This is a genomic window from Lawsonibacter asaccharolyticus (assembly GCF_022453915.1).
In the GTDB taxonomy this organism is placed as follows: domain Bacteria; phylum Bacillota; class Clostridia; order Oscillospirales; family Oscillospiraceae; genus Lawsonibacter; species Lawsonibacter asaccharolyticus.
Genome location: NZ_CP091870.1, coordinates 2,114,124 through 2,133,962 on the forward strand (window position 1 = coordinate 2,114,124; position 19,839 = coordinate 2,133,962).

The 19,839-nt window shown below is 60.9% G+C and carries 18 protein-coding genes; 11 read left to right on the plus strand and 7 right to left on the minus strand.

The window, feature by feature from the left end:
- Nucleotides 1-118: 118 nt before the first annotated feature.
- The 5 genes from L9O85_RS10130 (at nucleotide 119) to L9O85_RS10150 (ending at nucleotide 7,032) form a co-directional block, all read left to right on the plus strand.
- Entirely contained in the window at nucleotides 119-871 is a 753-nt protein-coding gene (locus L9O85_RS10130; protein ID WP_108980875.1) for an ABC transporter ATP-binding protein, read from the plus strand.
- On the plus strand, nucleotides 868-3,006 hold the full coding sequence (locus tag L9O85_RS10135) for an ABC transporter permease (protein ID WP_301578555.1): 2,139 nt from the start codon (nucleotides 868-870) through the stop codon (nucleotides 3,004-3,006). The genes L9O85_RS10130 and L9O85_RS10135 overlap by 4 nt, the downstream gene beginning before the upstream one ends.
- A 211-nt stretch (nucleotides 3,007-3,217) precedes the next feature.
- Nucleotides 3,218-5,437, plus strand: coding sequence for a hypothetical protein (locus tag L9O85_RS10140; RefSeq protein ID WP_277117681.1), 2,220 nt, complete (start codon nucleotides 3,218-3,220; stop codon nucleotides 5,435-5,437).
- A 166-nt stretch (nucleotides 5,438-5,603) separates the two neighbouring features.
- The gene (locus L9O85_RS10145; protein WP_108980872.1) at nucleotides 5,604-6,788 is read left to right on the plus strand and encodes a nucleoside recognition domain-containing protein; all 1,185 of its coding nucleotides are present in this window, start codon (nucleotides 5,604-5,606) and stop codon (nucleotides 6,786-6,788) included.
- Nucleotides 6,789-6,819: 31 nt separating this feature from the next.
- Nucleotides 6,820-7,032: a hypothetical protein gene (locus L9O85_RS10150; RefSeq protein WP_050623886.1), complete on the plus strand. Its 213-nt coding sequence runs from the start codon at nucleotides 6,820-6,822 to the stop codon at nucleotides 7,030-7,032.
- 221 nt (nucleotides 7,033-7,253) lie between these two features.
- On the opposite strand, the gene L9O85_RS10155 is transcribed toward L9O85_RS10150, so the two are convergent.
- Nucleotides 7,254-8,201: an ROK family protein gene (locus L9O85_RS10155; RefSeq protein WP_050623885.1), complete on the minus strand. Its 948-nt coding sequence runs from the start codon at nucleotides 8,199-8,201 to the stop codon at nucleotides 7,254-7,256.
- A gap of 1 nt (nucleotide 8,202) precedes the next feature.
- Complete coding sequence (hprK, locus tag L9O85_RS10160; protein ID WP_242850303.1) at nucleotides 8,203-9,156, minus strand: HPr(Ser) kinase/phosphatase; 954 nt, start codon at nucleotides 9,154-9,156, stop codon at nucleotides 8,203-8,205.
- Nucleotides 9,157-9,468: 312 nt separating this feature from the next.
- Between hprK and rpmB the strand changes: the two genes are divergently transcribed.
- Nucleotides 9,469-9,657 carry a 50S ribosomal protein L28 gene (rpmB, locus tag L9O85_RS10165; protein WP_050623883.1) on the plus strand — a complete coding sequence of 63 codons (189 nt, stop codon included), beginning with the start codon at nucleotides 9,469-9,471 and terminating at the stop codon, nucleotides 9,655-9,657.
- Between the two features lie 54 nt (nucleotides 9,658-9,711).
- On the opposite strand, the gene L9O85_RS10170 is transcribed toward rpmB, so the two are convergent.
- The 4 genes from L9O85_RS10170 to L9O85_RS10185 form a co-directional block, all read right to left on the minus strand.
- Nucleotides 9,712-10,140 (minus strand): CBS domain-containing protein, encoded by a 429-nt coding sequence (locus tag L9O85_RS10170; RefSeq protein WP_050623882.1) that lies wholly within the window; start codon nucleotides 10,138-10,140, stop codon nucleotides 9,712-9,714.
- 209 nt (nucleotides 10,141-10,349) lie between these two features.
- Complete coding sequence (locus L9O85_RS10175) at nucleotides 10,350-10,688, minus strand: histidine triad nucleotide-binding protein (protein WP_050623881.1); 339 nt, start codon at nucleotides 10,686-10,688, stop codon at nucleotides 10,350-10,352.
- Between the two features lie 329 nt (nucleotides 10,689-11,017).
- Entirely contained in the window at nucleotides 11,018-11,203 is a 186-nt protein-coding gene (gene rpmF, locus L9O85_RS10180; RefSeq protein ID WP_050623880.1) for a 50S ribosomal protein L32, read from the minus strand.
- Nucleotides 11,204-11,264: 61 nt separating this feature from the next.
- Nucleotides 11,265-11,765 carry a YceD family protein gene (locus L9O85_RS10185; RefSeq protein ID WP_050623879.1) on the minus strand — a complete coding sequence of 167 codons (501 nt, stop codon included), beginning with the start codon at nucleotides 11,763-11,765 and terminating at the stop codon, nucleotides 11,265-11,267.
- Between the two features lie 230 nt (nucleotides 11,766-11,995).
- On the opposite strand from L9O85_RS10185, the gene L9O85_RS10190 reads away from it, so the two are divergent.
- The 5 genes from L9O85_RS10190 to L9O85_RS10210 all read left to right on the plus strand — a co-directional run bounded on the left by L9O85_RS10190 (nucleotide 11,996) and on the right by L9O85_RS10210 (nucleotide 17,290).
- Nucleotides 11,996-12,964 carry an RluA family pseudouridine synthase gene (locus tag L9O85_RS10190; RefSeq protein ID WP_050623878.1) on the plus strand — a complete coding sequence of 323 codons (969 nt, stop codon included), beginning with the start codon at nucleotides 11,996-11,998 and terminating at the stop codon, nucleotides 12,962-12,964.
- 269 nt (nucleotides 12,965-13,233) lie between these two features.
- Nucleotides 13,234-14,442: an ABC transporter ATP-binding protein gene (locus L9O85_RS10195; RefSeq protein ID WP_050623877.1), complete on the plus strand. Its 1,209-nt coding sequence runs from the start codon at nucleotides 13,234-13,236 to the stop codon at nucleotides 14,440-14,442.
- A complete protein-coding gene (locus L9O85_RS10200) occupies nucleotides 14,429-15,286 on the plus strand; it encodes an ABC transporter permease (protein WP_050623876.1) in 858 nt (285 codons plus the stop codon). Before L9O85_RS10195 ends, L9O85_RS10200 begins: the two co-directional genes overlap by 14 nt.
- Nucleotides 15,283-16,146, plus strand: coding sequence for an ABC transporter permease (locus L9O85_RS10205; RefSeq protein ID WP_050623875.1), 864 nt, complete (start codon nucleotides 15,283-15,285; stop codon nucleotides 16,144-16,146). Before L9O85_RS10200 ends, L9O85_RS10205 begins: the two co-directional genes overlap by 4 nt.
- 58 nt (nucleotides 16,147-16,204) lie before the next feature.
- Nucleotides 16,205-17,290, plus strand: coding sequence for an ABC transporter substrate-binding protein (locus L9O85_RS10210; protein WP_050623874.1), 1,086 nt, complete (start codon nucleotides 16,205-16,207; stop codon nucleotides 17,288-17,290).
- 393 nt (nucleotides 17,291-17,683) lie between these two features.
- Here L9O85_RS10210 and L9O85_RS10215 read toward each other — a convergent pair whose 3' ends face one another.
- The gene (locus tag L9O85_RS10215; protein WP_301578556.1) at nucleotides 17,684-19,777 is read right to left on the minus strand and encodes an LTA synthase family protein; all 2,094 of its coding nucleotides are present in this window, start codon (nucleotides 19,775-19,777) and stop codon (nucleotides 17,684-17,686) included.
- Nucleotides 19,778-19,839 lie beyond the last annotated feature (62 nt).

A 19,839-nucleotide genomic window follows, 5' to 3' on the forward strand; every position in this document is an offset into this window, starting at 1 on the left:
AGCGGTCAAATATGACATCCCATCCCCAAAATTTTCACCCGGCCCGCCGTCTGTGACAGGGGCGGTTGCTTCCCATCCACCTCCCCTGCTATGCTGGGAGCAGAAAGGAAGGATCACTATGCTCTCTGTACAAGATCTGCACAAAAGCTATCAGGTAGGCAAGACCACCTATGAGGTGCTCAAGGGCGTGTCCCTGGAGGTGGCAAAGGGGGAATTTGTGGCCGTAATGGGCCCCTCCGGCTCGGGTAAGACCACCCTGCTCAACTGCATCTCCTGCTACATCCCCGCCGACTCGGGCAGCATCCGCCTGGGCAGCCAGGAGCTGGCCCGGCTGGACGAGGACACCCTGGCCGCAGTGCGCAACAAGAAACTGGGCTTCGTGTTCCAGGACTTCCTGCTGCTGGACGGCCTCACGGTCCGGGACAACATCCTCCTGCCCCGCATCATCGCCGGGGAGACCGGAGGCGACATGGAGCAGGCCGCCGACCGCCTGTGCGGCATCTTCGGCATCGGTGCCATCCGGAACAAGTATCCGGCAGAGATCTCCGGCGGAGAGAAGCAGCGCACCGCCGTGGCCCGCGCCCTCATCAACCACCCCATGCTCCTGCTGGCCGACGAGCCCACCGGAAATCTGGATTCCCGCTCCTCCCGGGCGGTGATCGACGCCTTTCTCCAGGCCAAGGCGGACCTGGAGGCCACCATCTTCATGGTGACCCACGACTCCTTTGCCGCCTCCTTCTGCGACCGGGTGATCATCCTGCGGGACGGGGGGGTGTGGCGCACCCTGGCCCGCGGCGAGAAGGACCGACGCACCTTCCAGGACGAGCTGCTGGACGCGGTGCGGGAGATGGGGGAGGCGAGCGCCCAATGACACGTTTCTCCCAAGTGACCGCCGCCCTGCGGCGGAAGAGCCTGGGGCAGTATGCCCTGCTCACCCTGTGCTGTTTCGTCTCCGTGCTCCTCATCACCGCCTACGCCTCCATGATGGGTTCCCCCACGGTGCTCTCCGTCTTTCCCGAGGGGGGCGACAGCCGCAAGCAGATGACCATGATCTTCGTGCTGGCTGTCCTGGGCTGCGGCGTATTCACCACCTACGCCTCCGGCCTGTTCTTCCGCCACAAGTCCCGGGATGTGGGCATCCTGCTGGCCCTGGGTGCCTCCAAGGACCAGCTGCGCCGGGTGCTGGCGGGGGAGCTGGCTCTGATGTCCCTGTCCGCCTGTGCCCTGGGCGCCCTGCTGGGCACCCCGCTGGCCTGGTTCATCTGGCAGGGGTTCCGGCTCCTGCTGGTGGACTCAGAGGAGATGGCCCTGGCCTTTGACCCCCATGCCTATCTGCTGGCCCTGGCCTTCTCCCTCTTTGTGGTTGTCATGCTGTTTGTTATGCTGGGCCGCTTTTTGCGGCGGACCAACATCCTGGACGTGGTCAACGAGTCCCGGAAGTCTGAGCCCATCCGTGCGGTCCCCCGGTGGTACGGTCCTCTGGGCATCATCCTGCTGGCGGCGGGCGGCTTTCTGGGCTATATGGCCCCCAAATTTTTTATTTTGGTCCTCCACTGGTACGCCCCCGACGCCCTGACGGCCCTGTTCTATCTGCCCGCCCTGGCCGGCCTCTACATGATCCTCCTCCACACGGTAGTCAACGGCTGGCGGCGGGGCAGCAGCCGCTACAGGGACCTGATCACCTCCAGCATGATGAAGTTCCAGGGACGCCAGACCGTGCGGAATATGGTGGTGGTGACGGTGCTGGCCGCCGGGGCCTACTTTGCCGCTTTCTATATCCCTATGCTGAGCAGCGGCACCTCGTCCACAACGGAGGACCGGGAATTCGATTACCTGTTCCACTACCGGGCTGACCAGGACATGCCCGGCCGGGAGGAGGTGCTCCATCTGGCAGAGGAGATGGGAGTGACTGTCACCCGCTACGCCCAGCAGTCCGGTGCGGTGCTCGCCTACGACGGCTACGCCGATGTTGTATCGGAGGGCCCCCTGGGCGCCACCTACGATGTGGTCTACTGTGAGGAAACTGCCTCTGATGTGTTCCTGTCGGAGAGCGCCTGGAACATCCTTACCGGGGATGACCTGGATCTGGAACCCGGTACAGCGGCCACAGTCTATGACCGCAACGGGGATAGCAGCGGCGCCGGGAACAGCATCTCCCTGGTCACCAACCACCTCACCGGGGAACATCTGGCCGTCACGCCGGCCGAGCCCCTGCGCAGCACCTCCCTTCTGGGATACCGGGTGCTGGACGACGGGGATTATGCCCGCATCACCCAGGGCCTGCCCGATGAATGGCGGGAGGTGGTGGCCGTCTTTGACGTGGAGGACGAGGAGGACACCTACTTCTTTGCAAGGGCCCTGTTCGACGAGATCGTGGACCGCTCCGGCCCCGAGGTGGCCCTCTTCTTCGGTTGGGACCCGGTGGTCCGGGACCGTTATCTGGCAGAGAAGGGCTACTACTTCCTGGACCCGGCCCATCTGGAACCCAATGGATTTTCTCCCATTGAATATGACCAGCGGGATTCCAGCAACTTCCGGAATTCCTGGAAATACATGCCCCGCTTCCGGGTGCTGGACCAGGCGGACTTCACCACTACCATGGCGGTCTTTCTGATGCTGTTCGTCTTTGTCTCCATCGTCTGCTTTGCCGCTATGGTGGTCATCCTCTTTACCCGCTGCATGACCATCGCCATGACCAACGCCCGGGTCTATGACGACCTGCGGCATCTGGGGGCCTCCAACGCCTTCCTCTGCCGCACGGTAAAGGGGCAGATCTCCCGGGTGTTCTTCGTCCCCCTGTGCACGGGCACCCTGCTGATCTACGCCTTCTTCGCCATGATCCTGTACTTCAACAGCGGCAGCTTCACTCCCGGCGAGCTGGCCGGCCTGGCCAACTGCGCCCTGGTGGTCCTCGTCCTCTCTCTGTTCTTATATGGCATGTACCGCTTCACCCTGGGCCGGGTATGCTCCGCCCTTTCCATCCGGTCCTCTTCCCGGCCCCGCTGACCTCCTTCCCCTCTCTCATCCCATCCCATGCATTTTTCCCATCCATTTATCAAAATTTCTCACTGGAAAGCGGCAGTCAAAACAGCTATAATAAAGACGAAAGCGCAGGAAAAATTGTAAATTTTGTCTAATTGCTGTCTTTAGACCCCGCCGACAGCGATGCCCGCGCCCAGCACGCACCAACAAACGAGGGAATGAGGAGGAAATCATCATGCGCAAACGAGCTTTGTCCCTGCTTCTGGCAATGGCCCTGGTCCTGGGCCTGTCTGTGGGCGCCTCCGCGGCCTCCGCCGCGCCCACCGATCTCAACCGGTATCTGCTCTCCCACACCAGCAGGAGCGGCGAGACCCGCTCCCTGCCCATCGACCGCACTGAAGTCAATGAGCACCCCGTCATCGGCTATTACACCTACACCTTCCAGGACGGCGAGGCCGCCGGCCGCTCCTTCAAGCTCTATGTGGGCCAGCACGCCGCCCTCCGCGCCTACATCACCGTCATAGCCCTGCCCGACGGCATTGCGGACCCCTACGCCTTCCTTCAGGAGCAGGGCTGGCTGGAGCAGGCCGACACCTATGGCGAGCTCCTCTTTGTCCTGGAGCCCGGCCAGGGCGGCTGGGGCACCCCTGACAGCGAGGCCGCCTATCTGGAGGCCTGCCTGGGCGAGGTGATCGGCAACGACGCCGGCGGCACCCGTGAGACCGCCCCCGGCGGCGTGGTCCAGACCGGCAAGGTGACCCTCAGCGACGGCACCACCTGTTCCTTCTTCACCGGCCACTCCTGCAACTACTATGTAGGCTACGGCGAGGGCTGCGCGGTGCTGGAGTCCTGGACCGCCGAGAACCCCCTGTACGTCATCAGCCAGGCCTTCATCGGCGGCAAGAGCGTGGGCTCCGGCTATCTGGACCAGGCCGCTGCCCGCACCTATAACGGCTATAATGTGAGCACCTATCACCCCGGTTGCAACGATGAGGAGTTCACTGCCACCCTGACTGATATGAAGAACGACGGTGCCATTGCCTCCGCGAAGTTCATGACCAATGCGGATGTCCCTGTGCCCACCCTCTTCGCCGGCTATCCCCAGGGGGATGCCAGCGTCAGCTACTGGAAGAACGTCAATGACGCCTATGCTGTCCCCACAGTGGATGGGCTGTATCGTCAAAGCATCTCCTCCAGCTCCTGGAGCACCCGCTACGCCAACCAGAACGCCAAGGCCTGGGATTCTAACGCCCGGTATGGCATCTCCCAGGTCCGGGTAGAGGACGGCGCTGACCTGAACGCCGCCCAGATCCGGGACTTCCTGGCCGCCTACACCCGCTACACCTATCAATTTGCTTACAGCAACAACCTGGCCTACCGTCTGGACTACTATCAGGCCACCAAGGCTGCCCGGACTGCCGCGGAGAGCGGCAAGGCCATCGCCACCTATACCTTCGATGGCTATGACGGCAGCGATGCCACTGTGGAGCTGCGGTCCCTGGAGTCCACCCGGGTCTCCGTCCCCGGATGCCCGGTGGAGGGCACCGTCTACTCCTGCATGTATGCTTTCAATGACTACGACGGCAACGGCGTCCTGGACCCCCGTGAGTCCCTGGTGTACATCCCCGACTCCGTGAAAAACAACGGTGCCTCTGGGACCCCTGTTCTGGTGGTCTATCCCGGTAACACTCAGGCCGCTGCCACCTTTATGGACTGCTCTGGCTACTGGGCCGTGGCCAACGACGAGGGCTGTGTCCTGCTCATCATGGGCGAGTACTGCAAGTCCAGTGCCGCCTCCCTTACCTATGGCGATGACGAGGACAACGCCAACATGACCCGCTCCGCCCTGCTGCTGCTGGACCAGGTGGTCAGCAAGCAGGCCGGGGTCCAGCTGGACCTCACCCGGGTGTACGGCACCGGCCACTCCGCTGGCAGCCGGACTGTGCAGACCCTGACCCACAACAGCGAGGCCTACTACTTCGCCGCCGTGTCCTCCACCTCCTTCCCTAACACGGAGTTCACTGCCGACAGCATGATGCCCAGCTATCTGCTGGCCGGTCAGGCCGACATCAGCGAGCCTGACAGGGGCCGCGACCTGGTAAAGGATCCCTGGAATACCGCCGCTGACAGCGCCATCTACAACTGGGTCACTGGCGCGCAGAAGATGAACGGCCTGGATGTGACCTTCACCCCCAACGACCACGCCAGCTTCCTGGCCGCCTGCTCCAGCTATGACGAGAGCGGCCGCTACTACACCTACACCTGGGCGGACAGCAACAGCATCCCCCTGGTCCAGTTCACCCGCACCCTGGCCCGGGAGCACAACTGCTACCCCGAGGAGTTCCGGCTGGCCTGGGACTTCCTGGAGCACTACCGCCTGGCCGATGACGGCACCCGCTATTACAGCCCCTCCGCCTTTGCCAACAACGACGCTGTGACCATCACTAAGGGCTGAAGCCCCTTCTTCCAACTGAACTGCCCCGGCGCGGTCCTGAGACCGCGCCGGGGCAGTTTTCTCTCCTGTTTCAGAAAAAGGGCATCTTTTTTCTGCCCGCGCATATAGATCCATAAGGGACCGCGCACGTTCCGTGCGGCCCGCTCTGCGCCGGGAGGTGAGCCCCATGGGCCGTCTGTTCTCCAGAAGAAAATACCGGGACCTGATGCTGGGTCTGGCTCTGCTGTGCGCTGTTCTGGCCCTGATGCGCTGGCCCCAGGAGAGCATGGCCGCCGCCCGGGACGGGCTGGCCCTGTGCGGCAATGTGATCATCCCCTCCCTTTTTCCCTTCTTTGTCCTCTCCTCCCTGGTGGTAGAGCTGGGGATGAGCCGCTACCTGGGCCGTCTGCTGGAGGGGGTCATGGCCCCCCTGTTCCGGGTGGGGGGCGCCTGCTCCTCCGCCCTCGCCCTGGGCTTTGTGGGGGGCTACCCGGTGGGGGCCCGCACTGCCATCGCCCTATACGAGAACGGCCAGTGCTCCAAAACAGAGGCAGAACGGCTGCTGGCCTTCTGCAACAATTCAGGTCCCGCCTTTATCCTGGGGGTGGTGGGCACCGGGATCTTCGCCAGCAGCCGTGCGGGGCTGCTCCTCTATCTGGCACATATCGCCGCTTCCCTGTGCGTAGGCCTGCTCTTCCGCTTCTACCGGCCCGGCGAGGGACCCCGGCCGGGACGACATGCGGCCCCCCAGTTCCAGGCAGCCAGCTTCCCCGTGGCCTTCACCCATTCCATCACCGGGGCCCTGTCCTCCACCCTGAACATCTGTGCCTTCGTGCTGTTTTTCACGGTGGTCATCCGGATGCTCTTTCTCTCCGGCGTCATGGGCGCTCTGGCCGGCGGGGCGGCCGCTCTGCTCTCCCCCCTGGGGCTGGATCAGGCATGGGCCCAGCGGCTCATCACCGGCCTGTTGGAGCTCTCCTCCGGGGTCTCCTCCCTCACCGGAGCGGGCACAGTGACCGGCCGGCTGTCCATGGCCGCCTTCATGCTGGGGTGGGCCGGCCTCTCTGTCCACTGCCAGGTGCTGGCCTTTCTGGGAGACAGCGGCCTGTCCCTGCGGACCTATCTCACCGGCAAGCTGCTCCATGGCGGCCTCTCCGCCCTTTTCACTGCCCTGCTGGTCCGCCGCTTCCCCCTGGAGGCGCCGGTCTCCTCCTACCTGGCGGAACAGGTGGAGGGCATCGCCAGCCTGGACTTTCAGCGTGCCCTAACCATCTCCACCGCGGCCGCCTGGGGCGTCTGGCTGCTCTTTGTGGCACTGGCCGTCTATATGGTGAAAAAAAGCAGTGGAAAACCCAGGCCAAAGAGAGTATAATGGTCCCAACAACGCATTGGGAGGGACCTTCATGGGCCTGTTTCAAAAAAAGATCGAACCCCGCTGCACCTACTGCGCCCGTGGGCGCGCCCTGAGCGAGGATCAGGTGATTTGCGACCGGAAGGGGGTCATGTCTGCCGGTTCCAGCTGCCGATCCTTCAAGTACGACCCATTGAAACGGGTCCCTCCCCGCCCGGCTAAGGCGGATTTCTCCAGGCTGAAGGACGAGGATTTTGTCCTCTGAACCCGGACGTTCTCAGGAGCCAGCCAGGCAATGGGCGGAGAGACTGTCATTCCCGAGGTACACGCCCTTGGAAATGACGAAATCAAACTTTTATTCCGTCGCCTGCGGGTGGCGGAATTCCTCACAGGAGAGCTTTTTCCACAAGCCGAGGCGGCCTCCGCATCTGCGGAGGCCGCCCTGTTCTTGTTCCACCGCTGCTCTCCCGGCCGGGAGCCGGGCCCTTACAGCATCTTGTACAGCATGGCAGCCCCTACCACTCCGGCGTCGTTGCCCAGGGAGGCTCTCTCCAGGCGCGGCGGCTTGGACTTGTCGAAGCAGCCCGCCAGCACCAGCCCCCGCAGGGGGTCCAGCAGCAGGTCGTCCTCTGCGTTGCTGATGCCGCCGCCCAGGCAGATGATCTCCGGCTGGAGGATGTTCACCAGGTTGATCAGGCCGATGGACAGCCCCTCGAGATAGCGGTGAAGCACCTTCTTTGCCGACAGGTCCCCCAGCCGGGCAGCCTGGAAGGGGATACGCCCGTCCACGCGGAAGCGGTCCCCCTGGCACAGCTCCCACATCACGCTGCCCGGGTCCCGCTCCATGGCCTCCTGGGCAATACGGATCAGGGCAGTAGCGGAGCCGTACTGCTCCCAGCATCCCCGGTTCCCGCAGCCGCACAGCACGCCGTTGGGCCGGATGATCATGTGGCCCACCTCCAGCCCGGACTGGGCGAAGCCGGTGTACAGCTTGCCGCCCACCACCAGGCCGCCTCCGATGCCGGTGCCCAGGGTGACCACCACTGCGGGGTCGCAGTCCTTGGCCGCGCCGGCCCAGTACTCACCGATAGCGGCGCAGTTGGCGTCGTTGCCCAGATAGACGGGCACGTCCCACTCCGCCTGGAACATCTCCCGGATGGGAGTGTTGTCAAAGGGCATGTTGGGAGTCTGGATCACATAGCCCGTCTTGTTGTCCACCAGACCGGGCAGGCCCAGGCCCACTGCCTTGATCTGATCTGCGGCGAAGCCCCCCACCTCCGCCGCCTGCTGGGCCAGCTGGGCGGACTGGCGGCACAGCTCTGCCGGGTCCCACGCCTTGTTCACCGGACGGCTCACCTTGTTGATGATCTTTCCCGCTCCATTGGTCAGTCCGGCCACCATGTTGGTGCCGCCGATGTCAAGCCCGATATACATCTCATTCATCTCCCACACCCATCTTCCGGGCAAAATGTTGATCCATTCTTCTGGTCAGCTCCAGCGCCGCGTTGTGGCCCATCTTGCGGTTGCGGTTGTTCATGGCCGCCACCTCCACGATGCTGGCCAGGTTCCGGCCCGGCTTCACCGGGATGGTCAGGGCGGGCAGCTGCACCCCCAGGATCTCGGTGTAGGTGTTCTCCAGGCCCAGGCGGTCATAGACTGCGGTGTCATCCCAGGGCTCCAGCTTGATGACCATATCGATCTCCTGATTCATCTTGATGGCCCCCATGCCGAACAGGCGGCGTACATCGATGACCCCGATGCCCCGCAGCTCCATGTAGTGGCGGATCAGCTCCGGGGCGGAAGCCACCAGGGTGCCATGGTTGGTCTCCTTGATCTCCACCGCGTCGTCCGCGATGATGCGGTGGCCGCGCTTGATCAGCTCGATGGCCACCTCGCTCTTGCCCACGCCGGACTCTCCCTGGAAGAGCACCCCCTCGCCGTAGATCTCCATCATCACGCCTGACCGGGTGATCCGGGGAGCCAGATGGTTGTAGAGACTGCCGATGAGAGAGCTCATAAAAGCCGAGGTCTGCTCCTGGGTGCGCAGCACGGTGCGCCCGTATTTCTGGGCCATCTCCATACACTCTGGGAACGGGTCGATGCCCCGGGTATAGATCAGGGCAGGCACCGGGTAGGAGAGCAGTCGGTCAAAGCTCTCCCGGCGCCGCTCTTCACTCATGCCGCTGACATAGGTAGTCTCGGTCAGTCCCATCACCAGCAGGCGCTTGGTGTCAAAATGCTCAAAAAAGCCGGACAGCGGAAGTCCGGGGCGGTTTACGTCCAGGGTCCGCAGCGGGATATTCTGGTAGTCCTCTCCCTCGTGGAGGAGCTCCAGGTGGAATTCCTTGATGATCTCGCCCAGACGGACGCTGTTTTGGGTCTCTGTCACAGGGTGCACCCCTCTCCTATATTCTGGTTCTGGATTAGTATAGCTCATTTCCACCCGGCACGCAAGAGAACAGCCGTTTTTTCTTGTCCTATTTTACACAGGCAGGAGATGCTGCCCTCTCCTTTTTTGTCAAAACTGCCAGAGCGTGCCCGTAAAATTTTCAGGAGCGGCCGGCCACAGGCTGCCCCTGCCCTTCCACTCCTGAGAATAAGCGGAGTTTTTGAAAAAAACTCTTGCATTTTCACGCAACATCTGGTATTATATCAGTCGATGCTTCTATAAGCGTACTCTCATAGCGAGGAGGTAAGCAACATGGCTAAATGCGAATTCTGCGACAAGGGCGTCACCTTTGGCATCCAGGTCTCCCACTCCCACCGCCGTTCCAACCGTGTCTGGAAGCCCAATGTGAAGCGCGTGAAGGCGATCGTGAAGGGCACTCCTACCCACGTGTACGTCTGCACCAGATGCCTCCGTTCCGGTAAGGTCACCCGCGCTGTGTGATTGGAATAAGGCTGACAAAAAACCTCTGTACCACATGGTACAGAGGTTTTCTCTTTACACCGGGGATGCCTCCAGCTCCTCCAGATCTGTCCGCTCCACCAGGAAGGCCATGAAGGAGCGCCGGGTGACGATCCCGCAGAAGCAGTTCCGGTCGTCCACGATAGGGATGAAGTTCTGCCGCAGAAGCGCCTGGGCCACCTGATCCGGAGTGGCCCGGATGCCCAGCGGCGGGCAGAAGTCCGGGCGGAGAAGGCCCCCGATGCGGTACTTCTCGTGAGCCTTCCTGTCGGTGGTACCCACGGCCAAAATATGACGCAGGAAGTCCCCCTCTGTGATGCTGCCCAGGTATTCTCCCTGGTCATTCAGCACCGGGATGGCGGTGTATCCATGCTGCCGCAGCAGCTCCAGTCCCTGACGCACCGTGTCCCCTGTATGTAAAAACACGGTCAGAGCCTTGGGAGTCATGATCTTGATGATATTCATATTGGTCTCCTTGCAGTTTCGTATCGATACCCAGTCTGAGAAATCTCCCCAGCCGTTCTCCGCATCTCGGCCTGCGGCCTCTTTCCTTCTATCATAAAGGAAACGGCTCCCTTTTGCAACTGTTCTCTGTAGGATATTGTAAAAAGGGCCTGGGCGGCTGTGCACAGCCGCCCAGGCCCTTTTTACAAAGATCCGTCTCGGGGCTTCTCTCAGCCCGGAGGCCAGGTCATATCCCGGCCGGACAGTACATGGAAATGCAGATGCTTTACACTCTGCCCCGCCTGCTCCCCGATGTTGGAGACGATGCGGTAGCTGTCCAGTCCCAGCTCCCTGGCCACCTTGGCAATGACCTCAAAGATGTGGGCCACCGCCCCGCTGTTTTCCGCCGTCACCTCGGCAGCGGAGGCGATGTGGGCCTTGGGGATGACCAGGAAGTGGGTGGGCGCCTGGGGATCGATGTCATAGAAGGCGAAGCACTGCTCGTCCTCATACACCTTGTTGGACGGGATCTCTCCCGCGACGATCTTACAGAACAGACAATCGGACATTGGGGGACCTCCTTTGTTTGTCATATAAGACCATTGTACCGCATTTCCCCGGGATTTCAAGAAATTTTTCATTGCTCAGCACCCTTTTGTTGTCCCCAGAGTCTGTATCCTCCCAGTTTTCCCCATAGAAAACTGCCTCCCAGCAGGATCTCATCTCTTTTGACGCTTGTCCGGTCCAGCGTCTCCACGGGATCTGTTTCTTCTCTTTCAGGCGTACCACTCCTTCCAAACTTTCCTGCCTTCTCCCCGATGCAAAATCCAGGGGGAAATTTTGTTGGAGCCAGCAGGACAAAAAAAGACGCTGTGTTTGCACACAGCGTCTTTTTTTATTACTGGGCTTCGACCTGGCCGAACTCGCGGCCATTATAGGTCAGGCAGGACTTGCACATCCGGTGGGGCAGCCGATAGGCACCGCACTTGGGGCAGGTCACGATACCGGGAGTCTCCAGCTTCCAGTGGGAGCTGCGCCGCTTATCGCGTCTGGCCTTCGAAACTTTTCCTTTGGGAACCGCCATTGGTGACACCTCCTTCGGTTTACGTGCCCTGCGTTCCTCCCGCAGGCACTTCTCGGACTACTCAGTTTTCATCATCCAACAGCTGCGCAAGCGCCGCCAATCGTGGATCCACTTCAGGTCTGCACCCGCACGGACCCAGGTTCAGGTCTGCTCCGCACTTGGCGCACAGCCCTTTGCAGTCTTCTGAGCAAAGGTTCTTTGTATCCATTGCGAGGACGAAAGCCGTGGTCACCAGCTCGTCCAGATCCACCTCGCTGCCCTCCAGGAGCACGATCTCGTCGTTCTCCTCGTCCTCCAGCTCATCGGCCAGGAGGCAGTCCAAAGGCACCGCCTTTTCCCGGGAAAATTCCTTCCCGCAGCGGTCGCAGGCCAGGTCCAGAAGGGAGCGGGCCGTGCCCGTCAGCTCCAAGGCCCCGGCGTGGTTGGTCACGGTGCCCGCGGCCTCTACCGGCCGGCTGATGGGATGGGAGCCATAAAACTCCAGCTGGGACAGGTCCAGCTGAAATTGGAAGTCCTTGGACGCGCCCGGAACGTGGATGATGTCCTTCAGATCCAGACGCATATGGAACCTCCCTCCGGGGTATGGACCCCATACTCGCAGAATGGTACAGCGAGTATTATAAACAAATCGGGGAATAATGTCAAATACTTTTTTGCATTTGAGGAAAAAATTTTTTTGCGGCGCCCCGCCGGCCCGCCGGGCGAAATCGGGATTGACAAAAAAACAAGAATATGGTGGAATGGTGGCAGGATATCACACGCTCAATACTGTGGAAGGGACCGACTTGCCCCATGAAGGAATTTATCGTTGGAACGAACGACGCTGGACAGCGCCTGGACCGCTGGCTGGCCAAGACCCTCCCCCTCCTCCCCGCCCCGCTGGCCCAGAAGTACATCCGTCTCAAGCGGGTCAAGCTCAACGGCAGGGGGGCAAAGCGGGACGTGCGTCTGGTCCAGGGGGACTTGCTCCAGCTTTATATCAACGACGAGTTTTTCCAGACCCCCACACCGGAAAACGCCTTTCTCTCCCTCTACCAGCCCAAACTCACGATCCTTTATGAGGATGAGCACATCCTTCTAGTGGACAAGCGCCCCGGCCTGGTGGTCCACCCCGACGAGACGGAGCGGGTCAACACGCTCATCACCCACATCCAGGCCTACCTCTATCAGAAAAAGGAGTGGTCCCCCTACCAGGAGGGGGCCTTTGCCCCCGCCCTGTGCAACCGCATCGACCGGAACACCGGGGGCATCGTCATCGCCGCCAAAACGGCGGAGGGACTTCGGGTGATGAACCAGAAGATCCGGGACCGTGAGCTGAAAAAATACTACCTCTGCATAGTCCACGGAACTCTCCCGCGCCCCGCCGGCCGGCTGGAGGGCTACATTCTGAAAGATGAGGCAAAAAAACAGGTCACCGTGAGCAGCCGTCCCAGGCCGGGGGCCAAGACGGCCGTCACACTGTACGAGACCCTGGCCGTCCGGAACGGGCTCTCCCTGGTGCGCTGCCAGCTCATCACCGGGCGCACCCACCAGATCCGGGCCCAGTTCGCCGCCGCCGGGCACCCCCTGCTGGGAGACGGCAAATATGGCAGCGAGCGGCAGAACAAGCGCTACGGCCGCAGCTATCAGGCCCTGTACTCCTACCGGCTGGAGTTCTGCTTCACTACCGACGCCGGGGCGCTGGCTCCTCTGGACGGACAGCAGTTCCAGGTGGAGCAGGTGGACTTCGTGACGGAATATTTTCCCGGCTTTTCCCTGTGATCCCCGCCGGTCCGCCGGGATCTCCCCTCACTCCGGCGCACCCCCAGTTTTCCTTGCTCCGGCCGGGCTTTCCCGGTTTTCCGGCGGGGGGATTTCACCGAGATTTTCGACAAAATCCATTGACATTTTATCGGTAAGCGGATATAGTGTATCTCGCTATCTGTGAATCCCCGCCGGGACCTCCAGCTGTCCCTCTGCTGCGGACAGCGGCGGGAATGAGACCGAGGGAGCTGACAAGCTGTAACTTGAAAGGAAATGGGGGAGGATACATGTCCAAGGAGTTGATCCGCCTGGTGGACTGCACCATGGCGTTTGACGACGAGGTCGTGCTCGATAACATTACGCTGAATATCCATGACAAGGAGTTCCTCACACTGCTCGGTCCCAGTGGATGCGGCAAGACCACCACTCTGCGCATTATCGGTGGTTTCCAGACGCCCACCGCTGGCGACGTATTTTTTGACGGTGTGAGGATCAATGCTGTCCCGGCGCACAAACGGGCCATCAATACAGTATTTCAGAGATACGCTCTGTTTCCCCACCTGAATGTCTTTGAAAACATCGCCTTCGGCCTGCGCATCCCCAAGGCGAAGGAGGAGCGGGACGAGAAGGGAAAGGTCATCCGTCGTCAAAAAGTCAAGCTCACTGAGAAGGAGATCCAGGAGCGGGTCATGGAGATGCTGGATGTCGTCAACCTGAAGGGGTTTGAGAAGCGCTCTGTGTCTTCCCTGTCCGGTGGACAGCAGCAGCGGGTGGCCATTGCCCGCGCCCTGGTGAACCGTCCCAAGGTGCTGCTGCTGGATGAGCCTCTGGGGGCGCTGGATATGCGGCTGCGCAAAGACATGCAGAACGAACTTAAGCGCATCCAGCAAGCCATGGGCATCACCTTCATCTATGTCACCCACGACCAGGAGGAGGCCCTGTCCATGTCGGACACGGTGGTAGTGATGGACAAGGGGCAGATCCAGCAGATCGGCACCCCGGAGGACATCTACAACGAGCCTCAGAATGCCTTTGTGGCCGACTTCATCGGCGAGTCCAACATCATCGACGGCATTATGCGCACCGATGGCGTGGTGGAGATCTTCAACCGCCGTTTCCAGTGCCTGGACAAGGGCTTTGCCCCCAACGAGCCGGTGGACGTGGTCATCCGCCCCGAGGATGTGGACATCGTGCCAGAGGAGCAGGGCCAGCTGAAGGGGACCGTCACCTCCGTCACCTTCAAGGGGATGCAGTATGACATCATCGTGGACTTCTATGGCTTCAAATGGCTGATCCAGACCACGGACCTGTCCCCGGTGGGCAGCCGTATCGGCATCAAGATCGATCCCGACGGCTTCCACGTGATGAAGAAGAGCCATTACTCCGGCATGTTTGGAGACTACTCCTCTTACAGCGAGGAGTATGACGAGATCAGCGACGCCGCCTATGACCCCGAGGAGGCAGAGGGGGAGGAGGCCGGAGATGAAGCGGAATAAGCTCTCCCTGTTTTCCATCCCCTATGTGGTCTGGATGGCCATCTTTGTGGTCATCCCCATTCTGATGGTGGTGGTCTATGCCTTTTCTTCCGCCGGAGGCGGCTTCACCCTGGACAACTTCGCCCGCATCTGGGACTACGCGGTGGTCTTCACCCGGTCCTTCAAGCTGGCCCTCATCGCCACCGTGATCTGCCTGTTGGTGGGCTACCCCATTTCCTGTTTCCTGGCCCGGGAGGGAGCCGGCTTCCAGAGGGTGGCCATGATGCTCATCATGCTGCCCATGTGGATGAATTTCCTGCTGCGCACCTACGCTTGGATGTCCATCCTGGAGAACACCGGCCTGCTCAACCGTTTTTTTGACGCTATCGGCCTGTTCGACCTCATCAACGGCCTCTTTGGCACGGAGATCGAGTATTTCAAAATGATCAACACCCAGGGCGCGGTGGTGCTGGGCATGGTGTACAACTTCCTGCCCTTCATGATCCTGCCCATCTACTCGGTCATCGTCAAGCTGGACCACCGGCTGATCGAGGCCGCCCGGGACCTGGGGGCCGATTCGGTCACGGTGTTCCGCCGTGTGACCCTGCCCCTGTCCCTGCCTGGGGTCCTCTCGGGCATCACCATGGTGTTCGTCCCTGCGGTGTCCACCTTCGCCATCTCCCATCTGCTGGGGGGCGGCAAGCATCTTCTGCTGGGCAACCTGATTGAGATGCAGTTCAAGGGCTCGGCCTATAACCCCTATCTGGGCTCCGCCGTGGCGCTGGTGATGATGGTGATCGTGGTCATCTGTATGTCGGTAATGAATCGCTTCGGTGAGGGCGAGGAACAGGCGGTGATGCTATGAGCCGTTCCGCCTCTCTCTTCCGCCGCCTCTCCATGGCGCTGGTCTTTGTGTTCCTTTACGCCCCCATTCTGGTACTCATCGTCTTTTCCTTCAACGACTCCAGCAGCCGCTCGGTATGGGCCGGCTTTACCCTGGACTGGTATCGGGAGCTGCTTCGGGATGACCTGATCCTGGACGCCTTCTACACCACCTTGGCAGTCTCCGTCCTGGCGGCGGTCATCGCTACCGTGGCGGGCACCTTCGCCGCCATCGGCTTCTACAACATGAAGCGGCGCTGGCGCGGTCCCCTGATGACCATCAACAATATACCCATGGTCAACGCCGATATTGTCACCGGTGTGAGCATGTGTCTGTTCTTTGTGGCAGCCTTCTCCCTGTGGGGACAGGCTGCGGAGTGGATCAACGCCAGTCTGGGCACCGATCTGCCCACCAAGCTCTATCTGGGCTTCGGCACCATGCTCATCGCCCACATCACCTTCAACATCCCCTATGTGATCCTGTCCATCATGCCCAAGCTGCGGCAGATGGACAAGAACCTGGTGGACGCGGCCCAGGACCTGGGCTGCACCTGGATGCAGGCTTTCTGGAAGGTGGTGGTGCCTGAGATCAAGCCGGGCATCGTCAACGGCCTGCTCATCGCCTTCACCATGTCGGTGGACGACTTTGTCATCAGCTACTTCACCGCCGGCTCCACCACCGCCAACCTGGCCATGCGCATCTACGCCATGACCAAAAAACGCATCAGTCCGGAGGTCAACGCCATCTCCACCCTGCTGTTCGCCACCGTGCTCATCCTGCTGATCGTCATCAACCTGCGGGAGGCCAGTCAGGAGAAGGCGGCCAGGAAGCTCCGCCGCTGATTTTTGCGGCCTTCAGCCGTGAAAATAGAAAACCATAGAATATTGGAGGAATGATCCATTGAAAAAAGCATTTTCCCTCATTCTTACCCTGTCCCTGTCCGCCGGCCTGCTGGCTGGCTGCTCCGGCTCCGGTACCGAAAAGCGGGTGGTCAACGTGTGCAGCTGGGGTGAATATATTGATGAGAGCCTCATCCAGCAGTTTGAGGAGGCGACCGGGATCGAAGTCAACTACCAGACCTCTCCCAGCAACGAGGAGCTCTACTCCTCTCTCACTCTGGGCGGCACCAGCTACGATGTGATCGTCCCCTCGGACTATATGATCTCCCAGCTCATCGAGGAGGACATGCTCCAGCCTCTGGACTACGACAAGATCCCCAACTTTTCCAAAATCGCCGACCGGTTCAAGAACCTGTCCTATGACCCGGAGAATCTCTATACGGTCCCCTACACCTGGGGCACCCTGGGCATCATCTACAACAGCACCATGGTGGACCAGCCCATCACCAGCTGGGACGCCATGTTTGACCCCCAGTATGCCGACCAGGTCCTGATGATCAACAACTCCCGGGATGCCCTGGGCATCGCACTGATGGATCTGGGCTACTCCGTCAACACCGACAGCGAGGAGGAGCTGCGGGCCGCCTACGATCTGCTTGCTGAGGCCAAGAAGGCCGGTGTGTATCAGGCATGGGTCATGGACGAGGTCTTCGACAAGATGGAGGCCGGCGAGGCCGCCGTGGCCACCTACTATGCCGGCGACTACCTGAGCATGCTGGAGAACAATGAGGACCTGGTCTACGTGGTCCCCGAGGAGGGCTCCAACTGGTTCGTGGATGCCATGTGTATCCTTAAGAACGCAGAGAATGTGGATGAGGCTCATGAGTGGATCAACTTCATGGCTTCCACCGATGCCAGCCTGAAAAATATGGACTATATCTGGTACGCCTCCCCCAATCAGGAGGCCCTGGATTCCTATCCCGACTACTACGAGGAGACCTATGGCGAACCCCTGGACATGGAGCGCTATGAGATCATGGCTGCCCCCCAGGAGGTTCTGGACCGCTGCGAGGCCTATCTGGTGCGCCCGGTAGACACCCGCACCCTCTACAACGACCTGTGGACCGATTTGGGCATTCTCTCCTGAGCTCAGCTCCCTTCAAAAAAACCATTGGACCCAGCCGGAAGGCTGGGTCCTTTTTCTTCCATAGCAATTTACAATTCGTTCACGCTTTGTCTCAAATTTCTTGATGTTTTTCCCTCCTGGTATGGTATTCTATGGGTGGTCGGAGCGATCCGGCTTTCCCCTTCCAGAATCCACGGAGGGCTCCATCCCCTCCCAACCCCGAGTATGCGGCCCGTTCTCCCCGGGCTGCGTCTCACCTCCGGCGCACGGCGGTGCGCCCACTGTCTCCCGCACGGACAACAGCCTGCCCGGGAGACAGACCAAAGACTCTCCGGCCCCCATCTATGGTCCGGTTCCCATCATACAAAATGCCCGGCCCGCTCAACGCATTGAGTGGGCCGGGCATTTTTGGATTCAGTCCAGCCAGCCGGAGTCCGGCTGGGGCTCCCGATGGGCACTGAACAGGGAGCCTTCCTCCCTGGGCGGCCCGTTCAGGGCCACCCGGTAGTAGTCGTGGTCCAGGATCATGGCCGAATAGGCCACCCGGTTCTGCACTTCGGCGATCTGGCTCTGCACATACGCCTCGTCCGGCGGGGAGCCGTCCCAGGACCGGAACTCATCCAGCACTGAGTTGTATGCCCCCTCCTCTGTCAGGAAGCTGTAATTCGAGAAGATCACCAACCCGGGTTCGTCAGACAGGATATCCCGCCCCGCCATCAGCCGCGAGTCATACTCCAGGCCGAACAGGTTAGCCAGGGTGGGCATTACATCCAGGCTGGAGCAAAGCTTCTCCACCCGCACCGGTTCCTCCATCTGGGCGTTCCACAGAATCAGGGTGTTCTGGAATATCTCAAAGTTGGGGTCCACTTGACGGCCCAGCAGCTCACTGTACTCCTCGTCGGTCAGTCCGTAGGGGTAGTGGTCGCCTGAAAGGACGATGACGGTGTCATCCAGCCTGCCCGCCTCCTCCAGCTGGGTGAGCAGGCTCTCCATGGCCAGTTCCAGCTCCATCTGACAGGCCAGATATGCCTTGGGCCCCTCGCTGTACGGCAGGCCAGCCACCTCGTCCCAGTGCCTGCGGGACATGGCGTTCTCCTCATAGGTGTAGTTCAGATGGCCGCTCACCGTCAGGCAGTAGACCATAAACTGCTCCTCGTCCACGAACATGGGAACGATCTCTTCCATCATCTCCAGGTCAGAGGGAGGCCAGATCTCTTCCAGTTCTAACCCGTGCCCCAGGGCATAGTACTCATAGCCCATGTTGGGGAAGGACTTATCCCGGTCATAGTAGGTATAGAGGTAGTCGTGGAAGGCCATCGTCCGGTAGCCCAGCTGGCTGAACTGGTTTCCAAAACCGAAGGGCATGTAATTTCCTGCGGACTGGGAGTAGCTCCACACCCCGGACTTTGGGATGAGCCCCGTGGTGGTGGTGTACTCCCCATCCGAGGTGGACACCCCCCACAGAGGGGTGTAGAAGTGGTCAAACACAAAGCCAGAGTGGGCCATCTCATAGAGCACAGGAGTGCGCTCCGGGTCCATAGCCAGGGTACAGAACCCCTCTGCCACGATCCAGATCAAATTCTTTCCCTGAAAATAGCCCGTCCACTCATTTTTTGCTGTGGGCACCTGCTGGGAAAAATAGGTGTGCATCTGGAGCAGGTCCTCGTCTGTCTCCTCCGCTATCAGCCGGTCGAAATCGATGTCCAAGATGTGATAGTCCGCGGAGGAATACTCCGCGGACTCCACCTCTACCGGCTCACTGGCCGGCCGGTAGAGGTGGAGCGCCTGCCCCTTCCGGAGGCTCTGGTCCTCCGGGGTGATCCCGAAGAGCACTCTGCGCAGCTCCAGCTGGTTCTGGGTCAGCATCCCAAAGTTCTGCACCTCCAGTTCCGGCACCGCCGCCTGGAGATAGATGAAGCGCAGGGACATGGAGCCCCCGCCGCAGCACATCACGATGCCCATGGCAGCCAGCTGGACCACCGCCGCCAGGAGGGCCCACCGTGCCCCCATCCTTCTGGACATGGGGCCCTCCTCCGGGATCAGACGCCGGCGGAAGACCACCGCCAGTCCGAAGGGGACCGCCATCATGGCGATGGGGAACCAGTTGAGCAGGATCTCCCCAACCGCCATGTCTCCGAAAGCACCGGCCACCATCCCCATCTTAGTCAGGGAGAAAGCTGTGAGGAAGGTCTTGAACAGGTGATAATAGATGCTCTGGGCTCCCATCCACACGGAGAGCAGCAGGGTCATTGCCGGCAGCAGCACCCGCCCCTTTCGTGGGGCGACCCCGCCGCACAGCAGTCCCAGCAGGATCGCGATGGGCAGGGTGAACAACAGGGTGAACAGCGCCCCCACCGGCGTGACGGCGTGGAAACAAAACAGCTTCAAAAACAGTTCTTCATAGTAGATGACCCCAGCAAAAAACAGGGACGGGACCAGCAGCCGCCGCCAACGGCTCCATCTGTTCTCCCCCGCCGGGCCCATAGCAGTCATTCTTTCCCAACTCATGTAGACAACCTCCGCTCGCGGGACTCACTTTTGGGAAGAGCGCCCTGTCCGTCTCCGCGCCT